This window comes from Streptomyces sp. NBC_00091, from assembly GCF_026343185.1.
Lineage (GTDB): Bacteria > Actinomycetota > Actinomycetes > Streptomycetales > Streptomycetaceae > Streptomyces.
Genome location: NZ_JAPEMA010000004.1, coordinates 287,765 through 307,840 on the forward strand (window position 1 = coordinate 287,765; position 20,076 = coordinate 307,840).

General features: G+C 74.7%; 19 protein-coding genes. 12 read left to right on the forward strand and 7 right to left on the reverse strand.

Features of this window, described 5'->3' with window-relative positions; translation table 11 throughout:
- Window positions 1–45: 45 nt before the first annotated feature.
- Window positions 46–876 (forward strand): chitosanase, encoded by an 831-nt coding sequence (locus tag OOK34_RS34440; protein WP_267038235.1) that lies wholly within the window; start codon window positions 46–48, stop codon window positions 874–876.
- On the opposite strand, the gene OOK34_RS34445 is transcribed toward OOK34_RS34440, so the two are convergent.
- Window positions 861–2,240: a glycosyltransferase family 87 protein gene (locus OOK34_RS34445; RefSeq protein ID WP_267038099.1), complete on the reverse strand. Its 1,380-nt coding sequence runs from the start codon at window positions 2,238–2,240 to the stop codon at window positions 861–863. The genes OOK34_RS34440 and OOK34_RS34445 overlap by 16 nt on opposite strands.
- A gap of 113 nt (window positions 2,241–2,353) precedes the next feature.
- Between OOK34_RS34445 and OOK34_RS34450 the strand changes: the two genes are divergently transcribed.
- Both OOK34_RS34450 and OOK34_RS34455 read left to right on the forward strand, forming a co-directional pair.
- Window positions 2,354–3,574 (forward strand): molybdopterin-dependent oxidoreductase, encoded by a 1,221-nt coding sequence (locus OOK34_RS34450; protein WP_267038100.1) that lies wholly within the window; start codon window positions 2,354–2,356, stop codon window positions 3,572–3,574.
- Entirely contained in the window at window positions 3,571–3,963 is a 393-nt protein-coding gene (locus OOK34_RS34455) for a hypothetical protein (RefSeq protein ID WP_267038101.1), read from the forward strand. Before OOK34_RS34450 ends, OOK34_RS34455 begins: the two co-directional genes overlap by 4 nt.
- A gap of 267 nt (window positions 3,964–4,230) precedes the next feature.
- Here OOK34_RS34455 and OOK34_RS34460 read toward each other — a convergent pair whose 3' ends face one another.
- The 3 genes from OOK34_RS34460 to OOK34_RS34470 are packed head-to-tail and all read right to left on the reverse strand — an operon-like array spanning window position 4,231 to window position 6,184.
- On the reverse strand, window positions 4,231–4,881 hold the full coding sequence (locus OOK34_RS34460) for a bifunctional 2-polyprenyl-6-hydroxyphenol methylase/3-demethylubiquinol 3-O-methyltransferase UbiG (protein WP_267038102.1): 651 nt from the start codon (window positions 4,879–4,881) through the stop codon (window positions 4,231–4,233).
- Entirely contained in the window at window positions 4,878–5,495 is a 618-nt protein-coding gene (locus tag OOK34_RS34465) for a DUF2064 domain-containing protein (RefSeq protein WP_267038103.1), read from the reverse strand. The genes OOK34_RS34460 and OOK34_RS34465 overlap by 4 nt, the downstream gene beginning before the upstream one ends.
- The gene (locus OOK34_RS34470) at window positions 5,492–6,184 is read right to left on the reverse strand and encodes a glycosyltransferase family 2 protein (protein ID WP_267038104.1); all 693 of its coding nucleotides are present in this window, start codon (window positions 6,182–6,184) and stop codon (window positions 5,492–5,494) included. Before OOK34_RS34470 ends, OOK34_RS34465 begins: the two co-directional genes overlap by 4 nt.
- A gap of 116 nt (window positions 6,185–6,300) precedes the next feature.
- On the opposite strand from OOK34_RS34470, the gene OOK34_RS34475 reads away from it, so the two are divergent.
- Window positions 6,301–7,023 carry a response regulator transcription factor gene (locus tag OOK34_RS34475; protein WP_323183525.1) on the forward strand — a complete coding sequence of 241 codons (723 nt, stop codon included), beginning with the start codon at window positions 6,301–6,303 and terminating at the stop codon, window positions 7,021–7,023.
- A complete protein-coding gene (locus OOK34_RS34480) occupies window positions 7,020–8,144 on the forward strand; it encodes a sensor histidine kinase KdpD (protein ID WP_267038105.1) in 1,125 nt (374 codons plus the stop codon). Before OOK34_RS34475 ends, OOK34_RS34480 begins: the two co-directional genes overlap by 4 nt.
- A gap of 420 nt (window positions 8,145–8,564) precedes the next feature.
- On the opposite strand, the gene OOK34_RS34485 is transcribed toward OOK34_RS34480, so the two are convergent.
- A complete protein-coding gene (locus tag OOK34_RS34485) occupies window positions 8,565–9,617 on the reverse strand; it encodes an NAD(P)-dependent oxidoreductase (protein ID WP_267038106.1) in 1,053 nt (350 codons plus the stop codon).
- Window positions 9,618–9,860: 243 nt separating this feature from the next.
- On the opposite strand from OOK34_RS34485, the gene OOK34_RS34490 reads away from it, so the two are divergent.
- Both OOK34_RS34490 and OOK34_RS34495 read left to right on the forward strand, forming a co-directional pair.
- Complete coding sequence (locus OOK34_RS34490) at window positions 9,861–10,214, forward strand: DUF805 domain-containing protein (protein WP_267038107.1); 354 nt, start codon at window positions 9,861–9,863, stop codon at window positions 10,212–10,214.
- A gap of 208 nt (window positions 10,215–10,422) precedes the next feature.
- Window positions 10,423–12,642: an NADP-dependent isocitrate dehydrogenase gene (locus OOK34_RS34495; protein WP_267038108.1), complete on the forward strand. Its 2,220-nt coding sequence runs from the start codon at window positions 10,423–10,425 to the stop codon at window positions 12,640–12,642.
- 114 nt (window positions 12,643–12,756) lie between these two features.
- Here OOK34_RS34495 and OOK34_RS34500 read toward each other — a convergent pair whose 3' ends face one another.
- Window positions 12,757–13,254 (reverse strand): hypothetical protein, encoded by a 498-nt coding sequence (locus OOK34_RS34500; RefSeq protein ID WP_267038109.1) that lies wholly within the window; start codon window positions 13,252–13,254, stop codon window positions 12,757–12,759.
- 267 nt (window positions 13,255–13,521) lie between these two features.
- Between OOK34_RS34500 and OOK34_RS34505 the strand changes: the two genes are divergently transcribed.
- The gene (locus OOK34_RS34505) at window positions 13,522–15,120 is read left to right on the forward strand and encodes a glycoside hydrolase family 71 protein (protein ID WP_267038110.1); all 1,599 of its coding nucleotides are present in this window, start codon (window positions 13,522–13,524) and stop codon (window positions 15,118–15,120) included.
- A gap of 140 nt (window positions 15,121–15,260) precedes the next feature.
- The gene (locus OOK34_RS34510; RefSeq protein ID WP_267038111.1) at window positions 15,261–16,412 is read left to right on the forward strand and encodes an aminotransferase class V-fold PLP-dependent enzyme; all 1,152 of its coding nucleotides are present in this window, start codon (window positions 15,261–15,263) and stop codon (window positions 16,410–16,412) included.
- Between the two features lie 21 nt (window positions 16,413–16,433).
- Here the strand turns inward: OOK34_RS34510 and cobF are convergent, their stop codons facing one another.
- A complete protein-coding gene (gene cobF / locus OOK34_RS34515) occupies window positions 16,434–17,186 on the reverse strand; it encodes a precorrin-6A synthase (deacetylating) (RefSeq protein ID WP_267038112.1) in 753 nt (250 codons plus the stop codon).
- 18 nt (window positions 17,187–17,204) lie between these two features.
- Here cobF and OOK34_RS34520 point away from each other — a divergent pair, with 18 nt between their 5' ends.
- Genes OOK34_RS34520 through OOK34_RS34530 form a run of 3 tightly spaced genes read left to right on the forward strand, consistent with a single transcriptional unit; the run spans window position 17,205 to window position 20,073 of the window.
- Window positions 17,205–17,960 carry a (Fe-S)-binding protein gene (locus OOK34_RS34520; RefSeq protein ID WP_267038113.1) on the forward strand — a complete coding sequence of 252 codons (756 nt, stop codon included), beginning with the start codon at window positions 17,205–17,207 and terminating at the stop codon, window positions 17,958–17,960.
- Window positions 17,957–19,450 carry a lactate utilization protein B gene (locus OOK34_RS34525; protein WP_267038114.1) on the forward strand — a complete coding sequence of 498 codons (1,494 nt, stop codon included), beginning with the start codon at window positions 17,957–17,959 and terminating at the stop codon, window positions 19,448–19,450. Before OOK34_RS34520 ends, OOK34_RS34525 begins: the two co-directional genes overlap by 4 nt.
- Complete coding sequence (locus OOK34_RS34530; RefSeq protein ID WP_267038115.1) at window positions 19,447–20,073, forward strand: LUD domain-containing protein; 627 nt, start codon at window positions 19,447–19,449, stop codon at window positions 20,071–20,073. The genes OOK34_RS34525 and OOK34_RS34530 overlap by 4 nt, the downstream gene beginning before the upstream one ends.
- Window positions 20,074–20,076: the final 3 nt, after the last annotated feature.

Genomic DNA, 20,076 nt, shown 5'->3' on the forward strand with positions numbered 1-20,076 from the left:
CAACCACCTTATGGAGGCACTGTGTTCACCCCCCACCGAAAGACGATGACGGTCGCCGCCCTGCTCGGCGCCGCACTCCTCGCGGCCCCCGTCACGGCGCACGCCACCGCCGAGCCGGCCGCCGCCCCCGCGGCCGGACCCGCCCTACCGGTCACGTCCGCCGCCGCGACCGGACTCGACGACCCGGCGAAGAAGGACATCGCCATGCGGATCGTCTCCAGCGCCGAGAACTCCTCGCTCGACTGGAAGGCGCAGTACAAGTACATCGAGGACATAGGCGACGGCCGCGGCTACACCGCCGGCATCATCGGCTTCTGTTCCGGCACCGGCGACATGCTCGACCTCGTCGAGTACTACACCCAGGTCAAGCCGGGCAACGTACTCGCCAAGTACCTCCCCGCCCTGCGCAAGGTCGACGGCACCGACTCGCACGCCGGCCTCGACCCGAACTTCACCAGGGACTGGGCGAAGGCCGCCCAGGACACCGAGTTCAAGAAGGCCCAGGACCACGAACGCGACCGGGTCTACTTCAACCCGGCCGTCAAGCAGGGCAAGTCCGACGGCGTCGGCACCCTCGGCCAGTTCATCTACTACGACGCCATCGTCATGCACGGCGACGGCGGCGACCCCACCAGCTTCCGCAACATCCGGGGGCGCGCCCTCACCAAGGCCAAGCCCCCGGCCCAGGGCGGCAACGAGACCGCCTGGCTGAACGCCTTCCTCGACGCCCGCGTCCGGGCGATGAAGCAGGAGGAGGCGCACAGCGACACCAGCCGCGTCGACACCGCCCAGCGGGTCTTCCTGAAGAAGGGCAACCTGCGCCTCGACACCCCCCTCGACTGGAAGGTCTACGGGGACCCCTACCACATCGGCTGAGACACCCCCCGGGCGCGGCGGCGCACCGCCCACCCGGCGAGCACCGCCGCGCCCGCCAGCCCGTACGCCACCTCCACCGCCGCCCCGCCCGCGAGCCGCCCGCCGACGTACACCGCCGCCCCCGCCGCCGCGACCCCCAGCCACTCGGCGCGGCCGTCCAGCGCCACCAGCGCCACCAGCAGCAGCGCGTACCAGGAGTACCCCGGGGTCATCAGCAGGAAGGCCGCCCCCGTCACCAGCAGGGCCCCGCTCCACGGCCGTTCGGGATCACCGCGCCGCCACACGTACACCACCACCGCGAGCATCCCGAGCGCCACCGCGGGCACCGCCCAGGAGTCCGGCAGCACCAGCCGCAGCAGCGCGTAGCGGCCGCCCGCGCCCGGATCCTCGTACCCCTCCTCCTCGGCGTAGCCGCCCAGGTAGCCGAAGACCGAGGAACGGGAGGCCAGGACGTACGGCAGGTACGTCAGCGCCACCACCGCCGCCACCGGCACCAGCAGCGCCGCCGCGTCCCGCCACCGCCGTACGCCGGCCAGCGCGCCCGGCAGCAGGACGGCGGGCAGCAGCTTCGCCGCGACGGCCAGCCCGAACAGCGCGCCGCCCAGGGCCCGTCGGCGCACCACCACACCCAGAGCGGCCACCGACAGCAGCACGGCCAGCACGTCCACGTGCGCGTTGTTCACCGCCTCCACCGCCACGGCCGGGCACCACGCCCAGTACGCGGCCGTACGCGGATCCGCGCGCCGACGCCGCAGCACCAGCAGCAGCGTCCCGGTGACCCCCAGCGCCAGCAGGGCCCCGCCGGCCTGCAGGGCCTTGTGGCGCACGCCCGGCGGCGAGAGGGCGTGCACCAGGGCGAAGTACCCCTCCGCGACGGGCGGGTAGACGGTGTGCACCGCCGGCCGGTTGATCCGCGTGCACACCCCCGGCTCCACCGCGACGCGGTCCGGGCCGGCGCAGGCCGCCGCACCGCGCGGGAACAGCCAGTCGTCGCGCAGGGCCCGCAGCGCGGGATCCGCCGGGGCGTGGTCGTACGGGGAGAACCCGGCGGCCTGCACCCGGCCGTCCCAGGCGTAGCGGAAGGAGTCGGTACTGGTCAGCGGCGGCCCGGTCAGCCCGGCGGCCGCCACCATCAGCGCCCCGGCCGCCACCAGCGGGGCCACGCGCCGGGCCGGAACCCGGCGCAGCGACCAGGCGGCCGCGCCGAAGAGGGCCCAGGCGGCGGCGTACCGCAGCAACAGCCCGGCCGGGTCGGCGGCGTAGCCGTCGTACCGGACGGCCGTGACGAGCACGGCCGCCAGGGCGGCGAGCAGCAGGAGGGTCACGGTGACCGGGATCCGGGCGCGGGCGGGGGCGTCGTCCATGCCGGCAGCCTGGCAGCGCGAGGCGGCCTCCGGCGGCCGACCGGGCCCGGCGTCCGCGTTTCGTAAGGTGTCGGACGGCCCGCGCGGCCCCCCGCGGCGGTGTGATGGAGGGCATGACTTCCGACCCACCGCCCTCGCCGTCGCCGTCCCGTCGCCCGCTCCGGTCCAGGCTCCCGCGCCCGTCGCTGCCCGCGCTGCCGTCGCTGCCTTCCGTCCGGCCGCCCGCCTTCTCCGGGCGGCTGCACGACGCGCGCACCGCCACCGCCGTCGGACGCTGGCTGGGCGCGGCCTTCGCCGTCTGCTTCCTGACCGGACTGATCAGCCACTACCTCCAGCACCCGCCCCCCTGGGCCGCCGGCGCACTGCCCAGCCGGCCCGTATGGGGCTACCGCCTCACCCAGGGCCTGCACATCGCGACCGGGCTCGCCGCGATCGTGCTGCTGCTGGTCAAGCTGTGGACGGTGTACCCGAGGCTCTTCGTCTGGCCGGCGCTGCGCGGCGTACGCCACGCCCTGGAGCGGCTCTCGGTGGCCGTACTGGTGGCCGCAGCCGTCATGCAGGTCTTCACCGGACTCCTCAACATCGTCCAGTGGTACCCGTGGCCCTTCGGCTTCATCCAGACCCACTTCGCCCTCGCGTGGGTGGTGGCCGGTTCGATCCTGCTGCACATCGCCGTCAAGGCCCCCGAGATCAGGGCGCACTGGAGCCGCCGCTCACCCGGAACCCTGCAACTCGCCCCCGAGGGCGGCCCGGACCGGCGCTCGCTGCTCCTCGGCGCCGGCGCGGCCGTCGGAGCGGTCACCCTGACCACCGTCGGGCAGACCCTCACCCCGCTGGCGGCCCTGGACCTGCTCGGCCCGCGCCACCCCGGGCACGGGCCGCAGGGCCTGCCCGTCAACCGCACGGCCGCAGCGGCCGGGGTCGGGCCCGAGCGGCTGCGGGACTGGCGCCTCGAGGTGCGCGGCCCGGTCCCGTACAGCCTCACGCTCCCTCAGCTGCGCGCCCTGCCGCAGACCCGGGCACGGCTGCCGATCGCCTGCGTGGAGGGCTGGAGCAAGGAGGCCCGCTGGAGCGGGGTCCGGATCCGGGACCTCCTCGCGCGGGCCGGGGCCCCGCCGGGCGCGGGCCTGCGCGTCACCTCGCTGGAGACCGGCGGCGCGTACCGGGTGATGGAGATGGGCCGCGACTACGCCGAGGACCCGCTCACCCTGCTCGCGCTGGAACTGGGCGGGCAGGTGCTGTCCCTGGACCACGGCTACCCGGCGCGGATCATCGCCCCGAACCGGCCCGGGGTGCTCCAGACCAAGTGGGTCACGCTGCTGGAGGTGCTGTGAAGACCTTCCGGTACGCGCTGGGCGCGCTCGGCCTGCTGCTGGTCGCGATCGGGGGCCGGCTGGTGGCGGGCCTGCCCGACCCCCTCGGCGTGCTCGTCTGGCTCGGCGGCGCGCTCGTCCTGCACGACGGGGTGATCGCCCCGCTCGTGCTGGCCACCGGGCTGCTCGTCGCGGGGGTGCCCGCGCGGGGCCTCGTACGCGGGGCGCTGATCACCGCGGGCGCGCTGGTGCTGGTCACCCTGCCGGCGCTGCTGCGGCCGGGGGCCCCGGTCAACCCGTCGGCGCTGCCGCTGCCGTACGGGCGCAACCTGGCGGTGGTCCTCGCGGTGGTGGGAGCCGTCGCCGCCGCGACCTGGCTCCTCCGCCGTCTGCTGCGCCGGCCGGGGTAGCGCCGCTGCGCGGGGCCGTCCCCTACCCACCCTTCGCCCGTTCCCCGGAGCTGCGCCCCGGACCCCCTGGGGGCTCCGCCCCCAGACCCTCCCCCAGACTCCGTCCGGGGGGACCCCCAGCGCCTCAAACGCCGGCGGGGCTGGATTTTCCAGCCCCGCCGGCGTTTGAGGCGCGGGCGCGGAGCGCCGTGTAGTGAGCCGCGCCGGCGATTGAGGCGGGAACGGTGGAAGGGCGGGTAGGGGACACAGCCCCGCGCAGCGGCACGCCTACCGGCGGCGGAGTTCCGCGAAGACCCGCCCGGCGGCCGTCCAGTGCCCGGTCCGGGCCCAGCCCGCCGCCTCCGCGTGCACGGCCAGCGCGACGACGCCGACCCGGGCCCACGGGAACGCGGCCCCCTGGGCACCCCGCCCGTCGGACACGCGGACCTCGCACCGCTCGTCCAGCTCCGCGTCCACCCCGGCGCACTCGACGATCAGCCGGCCGCAGGCACCCAGCACCTGGCCCATCCGCCCCAGCAGCGCCGCCGGATCCCCACCGATGCCGATGTTCCCGTCGATCAGCAGCGCCGTGTCCCAACGCCCCTCACCCGGCAGGGGGTCGAAGACCGAGCGGCGCAGCGCGGTGCCGCCCGCGCGGGCCGTCCGGGCCACCGCCTCCGGGCTGACGTCGATGCCGAGCGCCCGATGCCCCCGGGCGGCCAGCGCCGACACCAGCCGGCCCGGGCCGCAGCCGATGTCGAGGACCGTGCCCCGGCAGCGGCGCAGCACCGTCCGGTCCGCGCCGTCGGGCGCCTCGCACCAGCGCTCCACGTCCAGCGGCAGCAGCCAGCCGTCCCCGCGCCGCAGGAACAGCGGGCCCCGGCCGCTGCGCAGGGCCAGGGTGTACGGGTCGGCGGTCCAGGCCGCCACGGTGGTCATCCGCGCACCGCCGGAGCCAGCTCCGCCAGCCGCGCCGCGAAGGCGCCCGCGGGAGCCGAGGCCGCCACCAGGCGGGCGTCCTCGGCGGTGTCCACGTCCCGCAGCCGGGGCAGCCGCCCGATCCGCAGCCCGGCCGCGCGCAGCCGCTCGTACTGCACGGCCCCCGTCTCGGGCACCGACATCGGGACCCCGCGCAGCAGGGCCGGGTCCGGCTCCGCCAGGCCCAGCGCCCAGAAGCCCCCGTCCACCGCGGGCCCGAACCAGGCGTCGTACGCCGTCCAGTCGACGGTCAGCAGCCGCGGCGTCAGCTGCGGGGTGTCCATCCCGACCAGCAGCGCCGGCCCGGTGCACGCCCCGAAGGCCGCCGCGATCCGCTCGTCCAGCGTCCCGGCCACCTGCGGGAGCACCTCGAAGCCGGGCGGCAGCCAGGGGCCGGGCCGCCCGTCGAGTACGAGGACCCGCCGCTCGGCGGGGGCCCCGGCGACCGCGGCCAGGGTGTCGGTGAGCGCGGCCTCGGCCAGCGCGGCCGCCGCGGCGGGGCTGAACGGCGGGGTGAGGCGGGTCTTGACCCGGCCCGGCACGGGTTCCTTGGCGATCACGAGCAGGGTGGTCACCGGGCACCCCCGGCGGCCGGCTCCGCGAGGACCCGGCTCATGTCGCGCACGGCCTGCCAGGTGCCCCGCCAGGTGCCGGTCACCTTGGACTTCCCGGCCCGGGGCAGGTACGGCACGTCCACCTCCCGGACCCGCCAGCCCGCGTCGGCGGCCCGTACGACCATCTCCAACGGGTATCCGGACCGGCGGTCGGTCAGGCCGAGGCCCAGCAGCGCCTCGCGCCGGGCCGCCCGCAGCGGGCCCAGGTCGCGCAGTTCCAGTCCGGTGCGGCGGCGCAGCATCCGGGCCAGCACCAGGTTCCCGGCCCGGGCGTGCGCGGGCCAGCTGCCCCGGGCCTGCGGGCGGCGCCGGCCCAGGACGAGATCGGCCCCACCGGCGGCCACGGCGGCCGCGAAGCCGGTCAGCAGCCCCGGGTCCAGCGAGGCGTCGCAGTCGCAGAAGCAGACGATCTCCGCCTCGGCGGCGAGCAGCCCGGCGTGGCAGGCGGCGCCGAACCCGCGCCGGGACTCCGTCACCACCGTGGCGCCCAGCGCGCGGGCGATCCCGGCGGACCCGTCGGTGGACCCGTTGTCCACGACCAGGGCCCGCCAGCCGTTCGGGATGCGGGCGAGCACCCAGGGCAGGGCCTCGGCCTCGTTCAGACAGGGCAGGACGACATCAACGCTCACGGTCACGGTCACGTGGTTCACCGTAGGAATTCCGGGCCCCGAAGAGGGGCCCGCACTCCTTACGAAACGCGGACGTCGACCCCTGCGGCCCTGGGGCGGGGCTCCCGCGTCGGCGGGCGGATGGGAGGCTGGGCGGCATGAGCAGCAGCATGGACACACCGCCCGCGCGGATCCTCGTCGTCGACGACGACCCGACCGTCTCCGAGGTCGTCGCCGGATACCTGCGGCGCGCCGGGTTCGCCGTGGAGGAGGCGGGCGACGGCCCGGCCGCCCTCGCCGCCGCCGGCCGGGCCCGGCCGGACCTGGTGGTGCTCGACCTGATGCTGCCCGGACTGGACGGGCTGGAGGTGTGCCGGCGGCTGCGCGCGGACGGACCCGTGCCGGTGATCATGCTGACGGCGCGGGGCGACGAGGACGACCGGATCACGGGCCTGGAGGTGGGCGCGGACGACTACGTCACCAAGCCGTTCAGCCCGCGCGAGCTGGTCCTGCGGGTCACGTCCGTGCTGCGGCGCAGCCGGGCCGCGGGCCGGGTCCCCGCACCGGAGCGGCTCACCGGCGCCGGGCTGTCGCTCGACCCCGCCACGCACCGGGCCACCCGGGACGGCCGGGAACTGGCCCTCACCCTGCGGGAGTTCGACCTCCTCGCGCACTTCCTGCGGCATCCGGGGCGGGCCCACGGGCGGGAGGAGCTGATGCGGGAGGTGTGGGGCTGGGACTTCGGGGACCTGTCGACGGTGACGGTGCACGTACGAAGGCTGCGCGCCAAGGTCGAGGAGGACCCCGGCCGGCCGCGGCTGATCCAGACGGTGTGGGGCGTGGGCTACCGCTTCGACGCGGCGGGGGAGGTGTCGGCGTGAAGGACATCGCCCTCATCGCCCTGTTCGCCCTCGGTGGCGCCGCGTGCGCCGGGCTGCTGGGGGCCGTCGTGCTGCGGCTGGTGCGGCACCGCTCGGTGGCGCTCTCCCTCACGGTGATCGCCGCCGTCACCGTCACGGCCATGCTGGCCGGGACGCTCGCCGTCGCCCAGGCCATGTTCCTGTCCCCGCACGACCTCGGTGTGGTCACCCTGGTGGTGGCGATGGCGGCGGTGGTCTCGCTGGCCACCGCACTGCTGCTGGGCCGGTGGGTGGTGGCCCGGAGCCGTGAACTCTCCCTGGCCGCACGGGACTTCGGCGACGGTGGCAACTTCGCGGCGCCGCCCGGGCAGACCACCGCCGAACTGGACGGGCTGTCCAGGGAGCTGGCGGCCACCAGCGCCAAGCTGGCCGCCTCGCGGGAGCGGGAGCGCGCGCTGGAGTCCTCGCGGCGGGAGCTGGTCGCCTGGATCTCCCACGACCTGCGCACGCCCCTCGCCGGGCTGCGGGCGATGTCGGAGGCCCTGGAGGACGGGGTCGCGGCGGACCCCACCCGCTACCACCGGCAGATCCGGACCGAGGTGGAACGGCTCGACGCGATGGTCGGGGACCTGTTCGAGCTGTCCCGCATCCACGCCGGGGCGCTGGCGCTCAGCCCGAGCCGGATGTCGCTGTACGACCTGGTCGGGGACGCGCTGTCCGGGGTCGACCCGCTGGCCCGCGAGCACGGGGTCCGGCTGGTGGGCGACGGGGTGGAACGGGTCCCGGTGGAGGTCGACGGCAAGGAGATGACCCGGGTCCTGGCGAACCTGCTGGTCAACGCGATCCGGCACACCCCGGCCGACGGGACCGTCGCCATCGCCGCCGCCGCGGAGCAGCGGGCCGGGGTGGTGGTGCTGTCCGTGACGGACGGCTGCGGGGGCATTCCGGCGGAGGACCTGCCGAGGGTGTTCGACACGGGGTGGCGGGGCGCGGCCGCGCGGACGCCTCCGGCGGGGGCGGGGCTGGGGCTGGCCATCGTGCGGGGCATCGTGGAAGCGCACGCGGGGCGTACCGCCGTACACAACGTCCCGGGCGGATGCCGCTTCGAGGTAACCCTCCCCCTCCTCCCGTCCCCGAGCTGACCCGCCGCCGTGCGGCTCCGCCCGGGCCGGGGTCGCCGCTGCGCGGAGCTGCTCCCCGCCCCGCCCTTCGCCCGTTCCCCGGGGCTGCGCCCCGGACCCCCTGGGGGCTCCGCCCCCAGACCCCCGCGCCTCAAACGCCGGCGAGGCTGGAAGATCCAGCCCCGCCGGCGTTTGAGGCGCGGGCGCGGAGCGCCGTGTAGTGAGCCGCGCCGGCGTTTGAGGCGTGGGGGTCCCCCCGGACGGAGTCTGGGGGAGGTGGAAGGGCGGGTAGGGGACCGCCCCGCGCAGCGGCCACCACCGGCAGATGACCGCCGGACCCCAGCCGGGCCCGTGGCCCCGCCCCAGGTCCGACGGACGGAGTCCGGCGCAGCGCCGCGAAGCCGGGGAGGCCGCCCGCGGCCGAGCCGCGCGAGTGGCGCGTCAAGAAGGCTGCCGCAGCGGGGCGTGGGCGAACTCCGTCATCCCCGCCGCGAAGTCGACGCCCGGCCGCCAGCCGAGATCCTCCCGCAGGCGCCGCGAGTCGGCCGTGATGTGGCGGACGTCGCCCAGCCGGAACTCCCCGGTGACGACAGGCGCGGGGCCGCCGTGCGCGGCGGCGAGGGCCGCGGCCATCTCGCCGATCGTGCGGGGGTCGCCGCTGCCCGTGTTGTACGGGGTGCAGACGCCGCGCGGGAGCGCGCCCAAGGCCTCCAGGGCGACCACATTGGCCTCCGCCACGTCCCGGACGTGGACGAAGTCCCGCCGCTGCCGCCCGTCCTCGAAGACCCGGGGGGCCTCGCCCCGGGCCAGCGCGGAGCGGAAGAAGGAGGCCACCCCCGCGTACGGGGTGTCGCGCGGCATTCCGGGCCCGTACACGTTGTGGTAGCGCAGCGACACCGCCCGGCCCGCCACCGCCCGGGCCCACGCGGCGGCCAGGTGCTCCTGGGCCAGCTTCGTCGTCGCGTAGACGTTCCGCGGGTCGGCCGGGGCGTCCTCGGCCACCAGCCCGGGGGTGAGCTCCGCCCCGCAGGAGGGGCAGTGCGGTTCGAAGCGCCCCGCCGCCAGGTCGGCCTCGGGGCGCGGCCCGGGGCGGACCACCCCGTGGCGCGGGCACTCGTACCGGCCCTCCCCGTAGACCACCATCGACCCGGCCAGGACCAGCCCCCGCACCCCCGCCGCGGCCATCTCCGCGAGCAGCACCGCCGTCCCCAGGTCATTGGCGGCGACGTACCGCGGCGCGTCGGCGAAGTCCTTGCCGAGCCCGACCATCGCGGCCTGGTGGCAGACGGCGTCCACCCCGCGCAGGGCCGCCCGCACGGTGTCGGGGTCCCGTACGTCCCCGTGCAGGAAGCCGGTCTCCGGCAACGGCGGCGGGGTCGCGTGGGCGGCGGGGAGCAGGGCGTCGAGGACGACCGGGTCGTGGCCGTGCCGGCGCAGTGCGGTGACGATGTGGGAGCCGATGAAACCGGCCCCTCCGGTGACGAGTACGCGCATGCACCGGACGCTACGGAGCCGCGCCCCCGGCCGGGGGCAGCCACGCCCTCCCGTAAGACTTCCGTCATCTCCCGCCCCCGCTTGCGCATCCGCCCCGGGAGTTCTCAACTCCCCTTGAAACCAAGGGTGATGGCCTAATTCAACTGCCCGGCAGTGGCTTGAGCCCGACGTGGCGAGGGCATAAGTCGGGCCCGGCCCCCTATCAGGCCGAGGGGCCGTCGATGCCGTCCTTAGGGGGGACTCGTGCACTACTACGTCGACGTCATCAAGCGCTACGCGGACTTCTCCGGCCGTGCGCGCCGCCAGGAGTACTGGATGTTCGTCCTGTGCAGCATCCCGATCATGGCCGTGCTGATCGCGGTCGACTTCGGGCTCGGGAGCTACCCGGTCGTCTTCTACATCTACAACCTCGCCGTCTTCCTCCCCACCCTGGGCCTCAGCGTCCGGCGCCTGCACGACACGGGCAGGTCCGGCTGGTGGTACCTGGTCAGCCTCATCCCCTTCGTCGGCTGGATCGCGATCATCGTGCTGATGGCCATCGAGGGCGACGCCGGACCGAACGCGTACGGGGCGAGCCCCAAGCAGCTCACCGCCTGAACGCCTGGCACAGCGGCGCCGCCGCCGACCCCCCCACGGTCGGCGGCGGCGCCTTTCGCGTTCCCCGGAGAACACGGGCGCACTCGTGGGTGACACGCGTCTCGCCGGTCTTCGGGCAGGGGGCTGTCCAGACCGGCCCGATCACGAGATATCTTGATGTCGAGCAATGTTGCAGACGAGAGACGCAGACTGTGGAGCGGAGCATCCGGTGACTGACTCGACCATCATCTACACGCACACTGACGAGGCCCCGGCCCTCGCGACGTATTCCTTCCTGCCTGTGATCCAGGCCTACGCGTCGACGGCCGGTGTGAATGTCGAGACCCGTGACATCTCCCTGGCCGGTCGGATCATCGCCGTCTTCCCCGAGTACCTCGAGGAGAGCCAGCGGATCGCCGACGCCCTCGCGGAGCTCGGCGAGCTGGCGAAGACCCCCGAAGCCAACATCATCAAGCTGCCCAACGTCTCGGCTTCGATCCCGCAGCTGAAGGCCGCGGTCGCCGAGCTCCAGGGCCAGGGCTACGCCCTCCCGGACTACCCGGACGACCCGAAGTCCGACGAGGAGCGCGAGATCCGCGCCCGCTACGACAAGATCAAGGGCAGCGCCGTCAACCCGGTCCTGCGCGAGGGCAACTCGGACCGCCGTGCCCCCGCCTCGGTGAAGAACTACGCCAAGGCCCACCCGCACCGCATGGGCGCCTGGACCCCCGAGTCGAAGACGAACGTCGCCACCATGGGCGAGAACGACTTCCGCTCCACCGAGAAGTCCGCCGTGATCGCCGAGGCCGGCACGCTCCGCATCGAGCACGTCGCCGCCGACGGCGCCACCACCGTCCTGCACGAGTCCGTACCGGTCCTCGCCGGTGAGGTCGTGGACGCGTCCGTACTGCACGTCGACGCCCTGCGCACCTTCCTGAACGACCAGATCGAGCGGGCCAAGGCCGAGGGCGTGCTGTTCTCGGTGCACCTCAAGGCCACCATGATGAAGGTCTCCGACCCGATCATCTTCGGCCACGTGGTCCGCGCCTTCTTCCCGAAGACCTTCGCGCGCTACGGCGAGACCCTCGCCGCCGCCGGCCTGTCCCCCAACGACGGCCTCGGCACCATCCTGAACGGCCTGGGCGCCCTCGCCGAGGGTGACGCGATCAAGGCCTCCTTCGACGCCGAGATCGCCGAGGGCCCGGCCCTCGCGATGGTCGACTCCGACAAGGGCATCACCAACCTGCACGTGCCGTCCGACGTCATCGTCGACGCCTCGATGCCGGCCATGATCCGCACCTCCGGCCACATGTGGGGCCCGGACGGCGCCGAGGCCGACACCCTCGCCGTCCTCCCGGACAGCAGCTACGCCGGCGTGTACCAGGTCGTCATCGACGACTGCCGCGCGCACGGCGCGTTCGACCCGTCCACCATGGGCTCGGTGCCGAACGTCGGCCTGATGGCCCAGAAGGCCGAGGAGTACGGCAGCCACGACAAGACCTTCGAGATCGCCGCCGCGGGCACCGTCCGCGTCGTCGACGCCGCGGGCAACGTGGTCCTGGAGCAGGAGGTCGCCGCCGGCGACATCTTCCGCGCCTGCCAGGCCAAGGACCTGCCGATCCAGGACTGGGTCAAGCTCGCCGTCACCCGCGCCCGCGCCACCGGCGTCCCGGCCGTCTTCTGGCTCGACGAGGACCGGGCGCACGACGCGCAGCTGATCGCCAAGGTCAAGACGTACCTCGCCGAGCACGACACCGAGGGTCTGACCATCGAGATCCTCTCCCCGGTCGAGGCCACCAAGTACTCCCTGGAGCGCATCCGCCGCGGCGAGGACACCATCTCGGTGACCGGCAACGTGCTGCGCGACTACCTGACCGACCTCTTCCCGATCCTGGAGCTGGGCACCAGCGCCAAGATGCTGTCGGTCGTCCCGCTGATGGCGGGCGGCGGCCTCTTCGAGACGGGCGCCGGCGGCTCCGCGCCGAAGCACGTGCAGCAGCTCGTCAAGGAGAACTACCTCCGCTGGGACAGCCTCGGCGAGTTCTTCGCCCTGGCCGCCAGCTTCGAGCACCTGTCCACCACCACGGGCAACGCCCGCGCCCAGGTGCTGGCCGACACCCTGGACCGCGCCACCGGCACCTTCCTCAACGAGGACAAGTCGCCGACCCGTCGCCTCGGCGGCATCGACAACCGCGGCAGCCACTTCTACCTCGCCCTGTACTGGGCGCAGGAGCTGGCCGGCCAGAGCGACGACGCGCAGCTGGCCGCGGCCTTCGAGCCGCTCGCCAAGACGCTGGCCGAGCAGGAGCAGGCCATCGTCGCCGAGCTCATCGCCGTGCAGGGCTCCCCGGCCGAGATCGGTGGCTACTACCAGCCCGACCCGGCCAAGGCCGCCGCGGTGATGCGTCCGTCCGCGACGCTGAACCAGGCGCTCGCGATCCTGGGCTGACGCCCGCAGCAGTACCGAGCGGTACGTGTTCCGCCCCGGCCGGCCCCGCGCCCGGCCGGGGCGGACCCGTATCCGGGTGCCCCGGCTCTGGCCCACGGCCCTGGGGGCAGGCGGTCAGAGCCGGTGCACCCGGCCCTGGCCCACGGCGAGCGGGTGCCGCCCGGCGGCCAGGATGCGCAGGCCGGGCGCGGCGGCGAGCAGCTCCCGCAGCCAGGTCAGCGCCTCGGGGTCGAGCCGGTCGCTGCCGTCCAGGACCAGCAGCATGTCCCGCTCCGCCAGCCAGGAGGCCGCGTTGGCCGTTCCGCACGGCAGGAGGGGCATGCCGGGTACGCAGCCCAGCGCGGCCACGAGTCCGCGCAGGCCGCCGTCCGGGGAGACGGTGACCACCGCGGCCCCGTCGCAGAAGTTGGAGGACAGGCGCCGCGCGATCTCCCGTACCAGCAGGCTCCGTGCCTCGTGGAAGCGGCCCGTGACCGTCAGCACCCGGCCCCGCCGGACGGCGGTGAGCAGCGCGGAAAGTTCGGTGGATGTGGTCGGCAGTGTTCCGGTCATCACGATGCCCCCCGTTGCATGCGTGACCCACTGCGGCAAGAGGGTGGATTCGAGCCGCATGAGGATGATTATGCGTCAATTCAGGTGCATGACCAGGGGAATGTCGTATTCCGGCGAGGCGGTCAAGGGGCCGTCCCCGTCAGCCGATGCCCTGCCGGTCCGGCTGCCGGGCGAAGGCCGCGCGCCGCGGGGCCGGCGCGGTCGCCCGTACGGCCTCCTCCGGCAGGTCCCGGTGGACAGTTGTCCGCGCGGCGCCCATCGGCTCTACTGCTGCTCAGCAGCCCCGGCGGCGGGGCGCATTCGGCGTGCGCAGGGGAGAGGCCCACGATGACAGCGAACCGGCGAGCGAACCGCCCCCGGCGCCCCTCGCACCGGCGCCGGCCCTGGTTACGGGGGCGCAGGCCCCTGCTCGCCCTCCTGATCTCCGTCTTCCTCCTCGTCGGCGTCCGCGCCGCGACCGGTATCGCCTGGGACCGCCTCCCCACCCCCGCCCGCCCGGAGGCCACGCCCTCCGCCGAGCCCCGGGGCCAGGCCGGTGGCGGAGGGGGCGCACGCCCCGCCGGGGCCCTGCCCTTCGACCTGCCGGCGCCGGCCGCGCTGCGCTCCGCGGCGGCGGGCGGCAAGCTCGTGTTCGCCCACTACTTCACCCCCTACCCGCTCTCCCTGGACAACGCGAGCGCCGACGCGGACTACTACACCCGCAACTACCTCGACCCCGACGGCGAGAACGGCAAGCACGAGCGGTACGGCGGCCTGCTGCGCGACCGCCCGCTGCCCGTCCCGCCCCAGGACGACGGCAGCTGGGAGTACGCCAACCTCCAGCAGGAGGTGCGCACCGCCCGCGACGCGGGCATCGACGGCTTCACCCTCGACCTGCTCTCCCTCTCCGGGAAGCACCGGGAGCGCGCCGGCCTCCTCATGCGGGCGGCCCACGCCGTCGACCCCGCCTTCAAGATCATGCTGATGCCGGACATGACCTCGCTGGACACCGACGACCCCGCCGTGGTCGCCGACGCCCTGGCCGCGCTCGCCATGGCCCCCGCCGCGCACCGGCTCGGCGACGGCCGGCTCGTCGTGTCCCCGTTCAAGGCCGAGCAGAAGAGCCCCGACTGGTGGCGCCGGGCCTTGGACCTCCTCCAGTCCCGGCACGGTGTCCGGACCGCCTTCGTCCCCCTCTTCCTCGACTTCGCCGCGCACAACGAGGCCTTCGCGCCCCTCAGTTACGGGTTCTCGGAGTGGGGCAGCCGCAGCTACGCCGGCCAGGAGGGCGCCGCCGCCGACGTCCGGCGGGCCCACGGCGCGGGCAAGATCTGGATGCAGCCCGTGTCCGTCCAGGACGCCCGCCCCAACCAGGGGATCTACGACGAGGCCGGCAACACCGCCACCCTGCGCTCGACTTGGACCCACGCCATCGAGGACGGCGCCGACTGGGTGCAGCTGACCACCTGGAACGACTACTCCGAGGGCAGCCAGTTCGCCCCGTCCCTGCACAACGGGTACGCGTACCTGGACCTCAGCTCGTACTACCTGACCCGCTTCAAGACCGGCGGCTGGCCGGAGATCGTCCGCGACACGCTCTACCTCACCTCCCGCACCCAGTTCGCGGACGCGGACCCGACGGGCGACCAGTCGCTGGTGATGGCCCTCCGCAAGGGCAGCGCCGCCCCCCGGGACACCGTGGAGGTGCTCAGCTTCCTGACGGCGCCCGGGACCGTCCGTACCGCGGTCGGCCCCGCCCGGGCGGAACACGGGGCCCCGGCCGGCGTCCACGCCGAACTGCTCCCGCTGCGGCCCGGGACCAGCTCGGCGGAGGTGGTGCGCGACGGGAAGGGCGCGGCGCGGGTGGAGCTGCCGTACCCGGTGGACCACGAGGTGCCGGTGCAGGACCTCCAGTACTACGCGGCGACCAGCGGCCGTCCGGCGTAACGACACGCGCGCGGCGCGGCCCACAAGACACCCCCCAGGCCAATCCGGGCCGAGTGGCCCTTCCGTCCCGGGCGGCGAGGCCGCATGCTCCCGGAGCGGCCCACGAAGCCCGCGCCCGACACGTCACCCAGGAGGTCCCCGTGACCGCGCCGTCCGCCCCTTCCGCCCCGCCCGCCTTCCCCGGCGGCCCCGGCCTCTTCCGGCTGGACCCCGCCGTCGCCCACCTCAACCACGGCTCCTACGGGGCGGTCCCGGTCCCGGTCCAGGAGGCGCAGGAGGCCTTCCGGGCGCAGGCCCACGCCGACCCCGACGCCTTCTTCAGCGCCGTCCCCGAGCGGCTGGCCGGAGCCCGGGAGCGGATCGCGGCCCGGCTGGGCACCGACCCGGACGGCCTCGCCCTCATCTCCAACGCCACCGAGGGCGCCAACCTCGCCCTCGACGCCATCCCCCTCGCCGAGGGCGACGAGGTCCTGGTCACCGACCACGGCTACGGCACCGTCGTCGCGGCCGCCGCCCGCCGTGCCCGCGTCACCACCGTCGCCCTGGACCCGCGCCTCCCCGACGAGGACGCCGTACGAGAAACCGTGCTGGCCGCGCTCACGCCCCGCACCAAGGTGGCCCTGCTCGACCACGTCAGCTCGCCCACCGCCCGCCTCATCGCCGGGCCCCGGCTCCTCGCCGAGCTCTCCGCGCGCGGGATCACCACCGTCGTCGACGGCGCCCACACCCCGGGCATGCTGGCCGAGCCGGTCGCCGCCGGCGCCGACTTCTGGTTCGGGAACCTGCACAAGTGGGGCTACGCCCCCTCCGGTACCGCCCTGCTCGCCGTGGCCCCCGCCCACCGGGCCCGGGTCCGCTCGCTCGCGCCGTCCTGGCAGGACCACCACGGTTTCCCGCGCTCCGTCGAGTACCGCGCCACCGCCGACTACACCGGCTGGCTGGCCGCCCCCGAGGGCCTCGACCTCATCGAGCGGCTCGGCGCCGCCGAGGTCCGCGCCCACAACAGCGCCCTCGCCGCCTACGGAGCGGAGCTGCTGGCCCGGATCCCCGGCCTGACCCTGCTCCCGCACACCCCGGGCCTGGCCCTGCGCTCCCTGCTGCTGCCGCCCGGCACCGCCGAGACCCAGGACGCCGCCGTGGCCATGCGCGAGGAACTCGCGGCGAAGCTCCGTATCCGGGTGCTGGTCTGGCCCCGGCCGGGCGGCGGCGGCATCCGGGTCTGCGGGCAGATCTACAACCGGGCCGAGGAGTACGAGCGCCTCGCCGCCGCCCTGCCCGCCTTCCTGGGGTGAAGCCGGGATGAGGAAGGGGCCTCAGAGGCGCCTGAGCAGGTAGGTGTCCATGATCCAGCCCTTGCGGGCGCGGGCCTCGGTCCGCAGCTCCTCGATGCGGCCGGACACCTCCGCCAGCTTCCCCGAGACCAGGATCTCGTCCGGCGTGCCGACGTAGGCACCCCAGTAGATGAAGAGGTCCTGGTCGAGGTGGGCGGTGAAGGCGTGCCGGGCGTCCAGCATCACCACCACGTCGTCCACGTCCTGAGGCCAGCCCTCCGCGAGCCGGCGCCCGGTGGTGATCTGGACCGGCCGGCCGACCCGGTTCAGATTGGTCCGGTGCCTGGCCAGCAGCGCCGACACACTGCTGATGCCGGGCACCACCTCGTGCTCGAAGGCCACCCGGCCGTGCTCCAGGACCTCGTCGAGGATCGCGAGGGTGGAGTCGTACAGGGAGGGGTCGCCCCACACGAGGAAGGCCCCGGTCTCGCCCTCCGCCAGGTCCTCGGCGATGAACCGCTCGAAGATCTCGGCCCGCGCGCTGCGCCAGCCGTCCACGGTCGGGGTGTAGTCGGCCGGGGTGCGGTCGCGGTCCGGATCGCGGCCCTCCACCAGCCGGTGGCCGGGACGGGCGTGGGCGTCGAGCATCGCGCGCCGCAAACCGGTCAGATCCGACTTCTCCTCCCCCTTCTCCAGGATGAGGAATGCGTCCGCCGCGCCGATCGCCCGGACCGCCTGGAGGGTCAGGTGGTCAGGGTCGCCCGCGCCTATGCCGATGACTGAGAACTTCTTCACCGGGCTATTGTGCCCATCATGCGAGCCGCCCTGTTCGTCACCTGCGTCAACGACGCGCTCTACCCCCGCACGGGCATCGCCGTCGTACGGCTGCTGGAGCGGCTCGGAGTCGAGGTGGACTTCCCGGCCGCCCAGACCTGCTGCGGTCAGCCGCAGTACAACACCGGCTACCGCCACGAGGCCGAACCGCTGCTGCGCCGCACCGCCGAGGCCTTCGCGGGCTACGACCACGTGGTCACCCCCTCCGGCTCATGCGCCGCGATGATCCGTACGCACTACCCCCGCATCGGCGCCCTCGCGCGGCAGGAGGGACGGGGCGGCGCACTGGCGGACCTCGCGGAGGGCCTCGTACCCCGCGTCCACGAGCTGACCGAGTTCCTCGTCGACGTACTCGGCGTCACCGACGTCGGCGCCTACTTCCCGCACACCGTCACGTACCACCCCTCTTGCCACGGCCTGCGCTCCCTCGGCCTCGGCGAGCGCCCCAGACGGCTGCTGGCCGCCGTCAAGGGCCTCGAACTGCTCGAGCTGCCCGGCGCCGAGGAGTGCTGCGGCTTCGGCGGCACCTTCGCGGTCAAGAACCCGGACGTGTCCACCGCGATGGGCACCGACAAGATCACGGCAGCCCGGGCCACCGGCGCCGAGGTGCTGTGCGGGGCCGACAACTCCTGCCTCGCCCACCTCGGCGGCATCCTCCACCGCGCCGGCGACCCGCTGCGCACCCTGCACCTCGCCGAGATCCTGGCCGCCACGGAGGAGGATCCCCTGCCATGACCGGTACCCACCTCGGCATGCCCGCCTTCCCGCCCTTCCCCGCCGCCGCCCGCGAGGGCGTACGGGACGGCGTACTGCGCGCCAACCTCCGCCACGCCACCCACACCATCCGGGACAAGCGGGCCCGCGCGGTCGCCGAACTCGCCGACTGGGACCGGCTGCGGGCGGCGGGCAAGGCCGTCAAGGACCACACGCTCCGCCACCTCGACCGCTACCTGCTGGAACTGGAGGCCGCGGTCACCGCCGCCGGCGGCACCGTGCACTGGGCGGCCGACGCCGACGAGGCCAACCGGATCGTGACGGACCTGGTCCGCGCCACGGGGGAGCGGGAGGTCGTCAAGGTCAAGTCCATGGCCACCCAGGAGACCGGACTCAACGAGGCCCTGGAAGCCGCCGGGATCGCCGCCTACGAGACCGACCTCGCCGAGCTGATCGTCCAGCTCGGCCACGACCGGCCCTCGCACATCCTGGTCCCCGCCATCCACCGCAACCGGGGCGAGATCCGCGACATCTTCCGCTCCGAGATGGGCGGTTGGGGCAGGCCGGCCCCCGAGGACCTCGGCGACGACCCGCGCGAACTCGCCGAAGCCGCCCGCCTCCACCTGCGCGAGAAGTTCCTGCGCGCCAAAGTGGCCGTCTCCGGCGCCAACTTCATGGTCGCCGAGACCGGCACGATGGTCGTCCTCGAATCCGAGGGCAACGGACGGATGTGCCTCACCCTGCCCGAGACCCTCATCTCGGTCGTCGGCATCGAGAAGGTGGTGCCCACCTTCCGCGACCTGGAGATCTTCCTCCAGACCCTGCCGCGATCCTCCACCGCCGAACGGATGAACCCGTACACCACCATGTGGACCGGGCTGGGGCCATCGAAGGGGGCGGACGGCGACGGCCCCTCCGCCTTCCACCTGGTCCTCCTCGACAACGGCCGCACCGACACCCTCGCCGACGAGACCGGCCGCCAGGCCCTGCGCTGCATCCGCTGCTCCGCCTGCCTGAACGTCTGCCCCGTCTACGAACGCGCCGGAGGCCACGCCTACGGCTCCGTCTACCCGGGCCCCATCGGCGCCATCCTCAGCCCCCAACTGCGCGGCACCGGCAGCCCGATCGACGCCACCCTGCCCTACGCCTCCACCCTGTGCGGGGCCTGCTACGAGGTCTGCCCCGTGGCCATCGACATCCCCGAGGTCCTCGTCCACCTGCGCGAACGGGTGGTCCAGGGCGGCCCGGTGACCCGCGAGGGCGTGCGCGTACGCATCCGGCCGGCGCGCGGACACACCGCCGAACGGGCCGCCATGCGCGCCGCCCGGCTCCTCCTGGAGCGCCCGGGCGCCCTGCGCGCGGGGGAGCGGCTGCTGTCCCGTGCCCGCCGGCTGCGCCCGCGCCGGCTCCCGGGACCGGGCCGGGCCTGGACCGACAGCCGCGAACTGCCCGGCATCCCGGCGGAATCCTTCCGCGACTGGTGGGCCCGGGAACGGGGGGACCGAGGGTGACCAGCAAGGACCGCATCCTGGCCCGCATCCGCCGGGCCGCCTCCGGCCCGGACGCCGAGGTCCCCCGGGACTACCTGCGGGTCCACGGCGCCCGCACCCCGGCCGAGAGCGCCGACCTGCTCGCCGCCAACCTCACCGAGTACCGGGCGAAGGTCCACCGCGCCGACGAGGAAGGCCTGCCGGCGCTGCTGGCGCGGCTGCTCGCCGAACGCGGCTCCGCCACGGTCCTGGTCCCGCCCGCCCTGCCCCCGCACTGGCTCTCCGCGGCCGACGTGACCCGCGTCCACGACCGCGCGGCCTCCACCCCGCAGGAACTGGACGGCGTCGACAGCGTGGTCACCGGCTGCGCCCTGGCCGTCGCCGAGACCGGCACCCTCGTCCTCGACGGCGGCCCCGACCAGGGGCGGCGCCGCATCACCCTGATCCCGGACCACCACATCTGCGTAGTCCGCGTCCCCGGCCAGGTCGTGGACTCCGTCCCGCAGGCCCTCGAACGCCTCGACCCCACCCGCCCGCTGACCTGGATCTCGGGCCCCTCGGCCACCAGCGACATCGAACTGGACCGGGTGGAGGGGGTCCACGGTCCCCGCACCCTGGAAGTCGTCCTCCTCGGCGCACAATAGCCC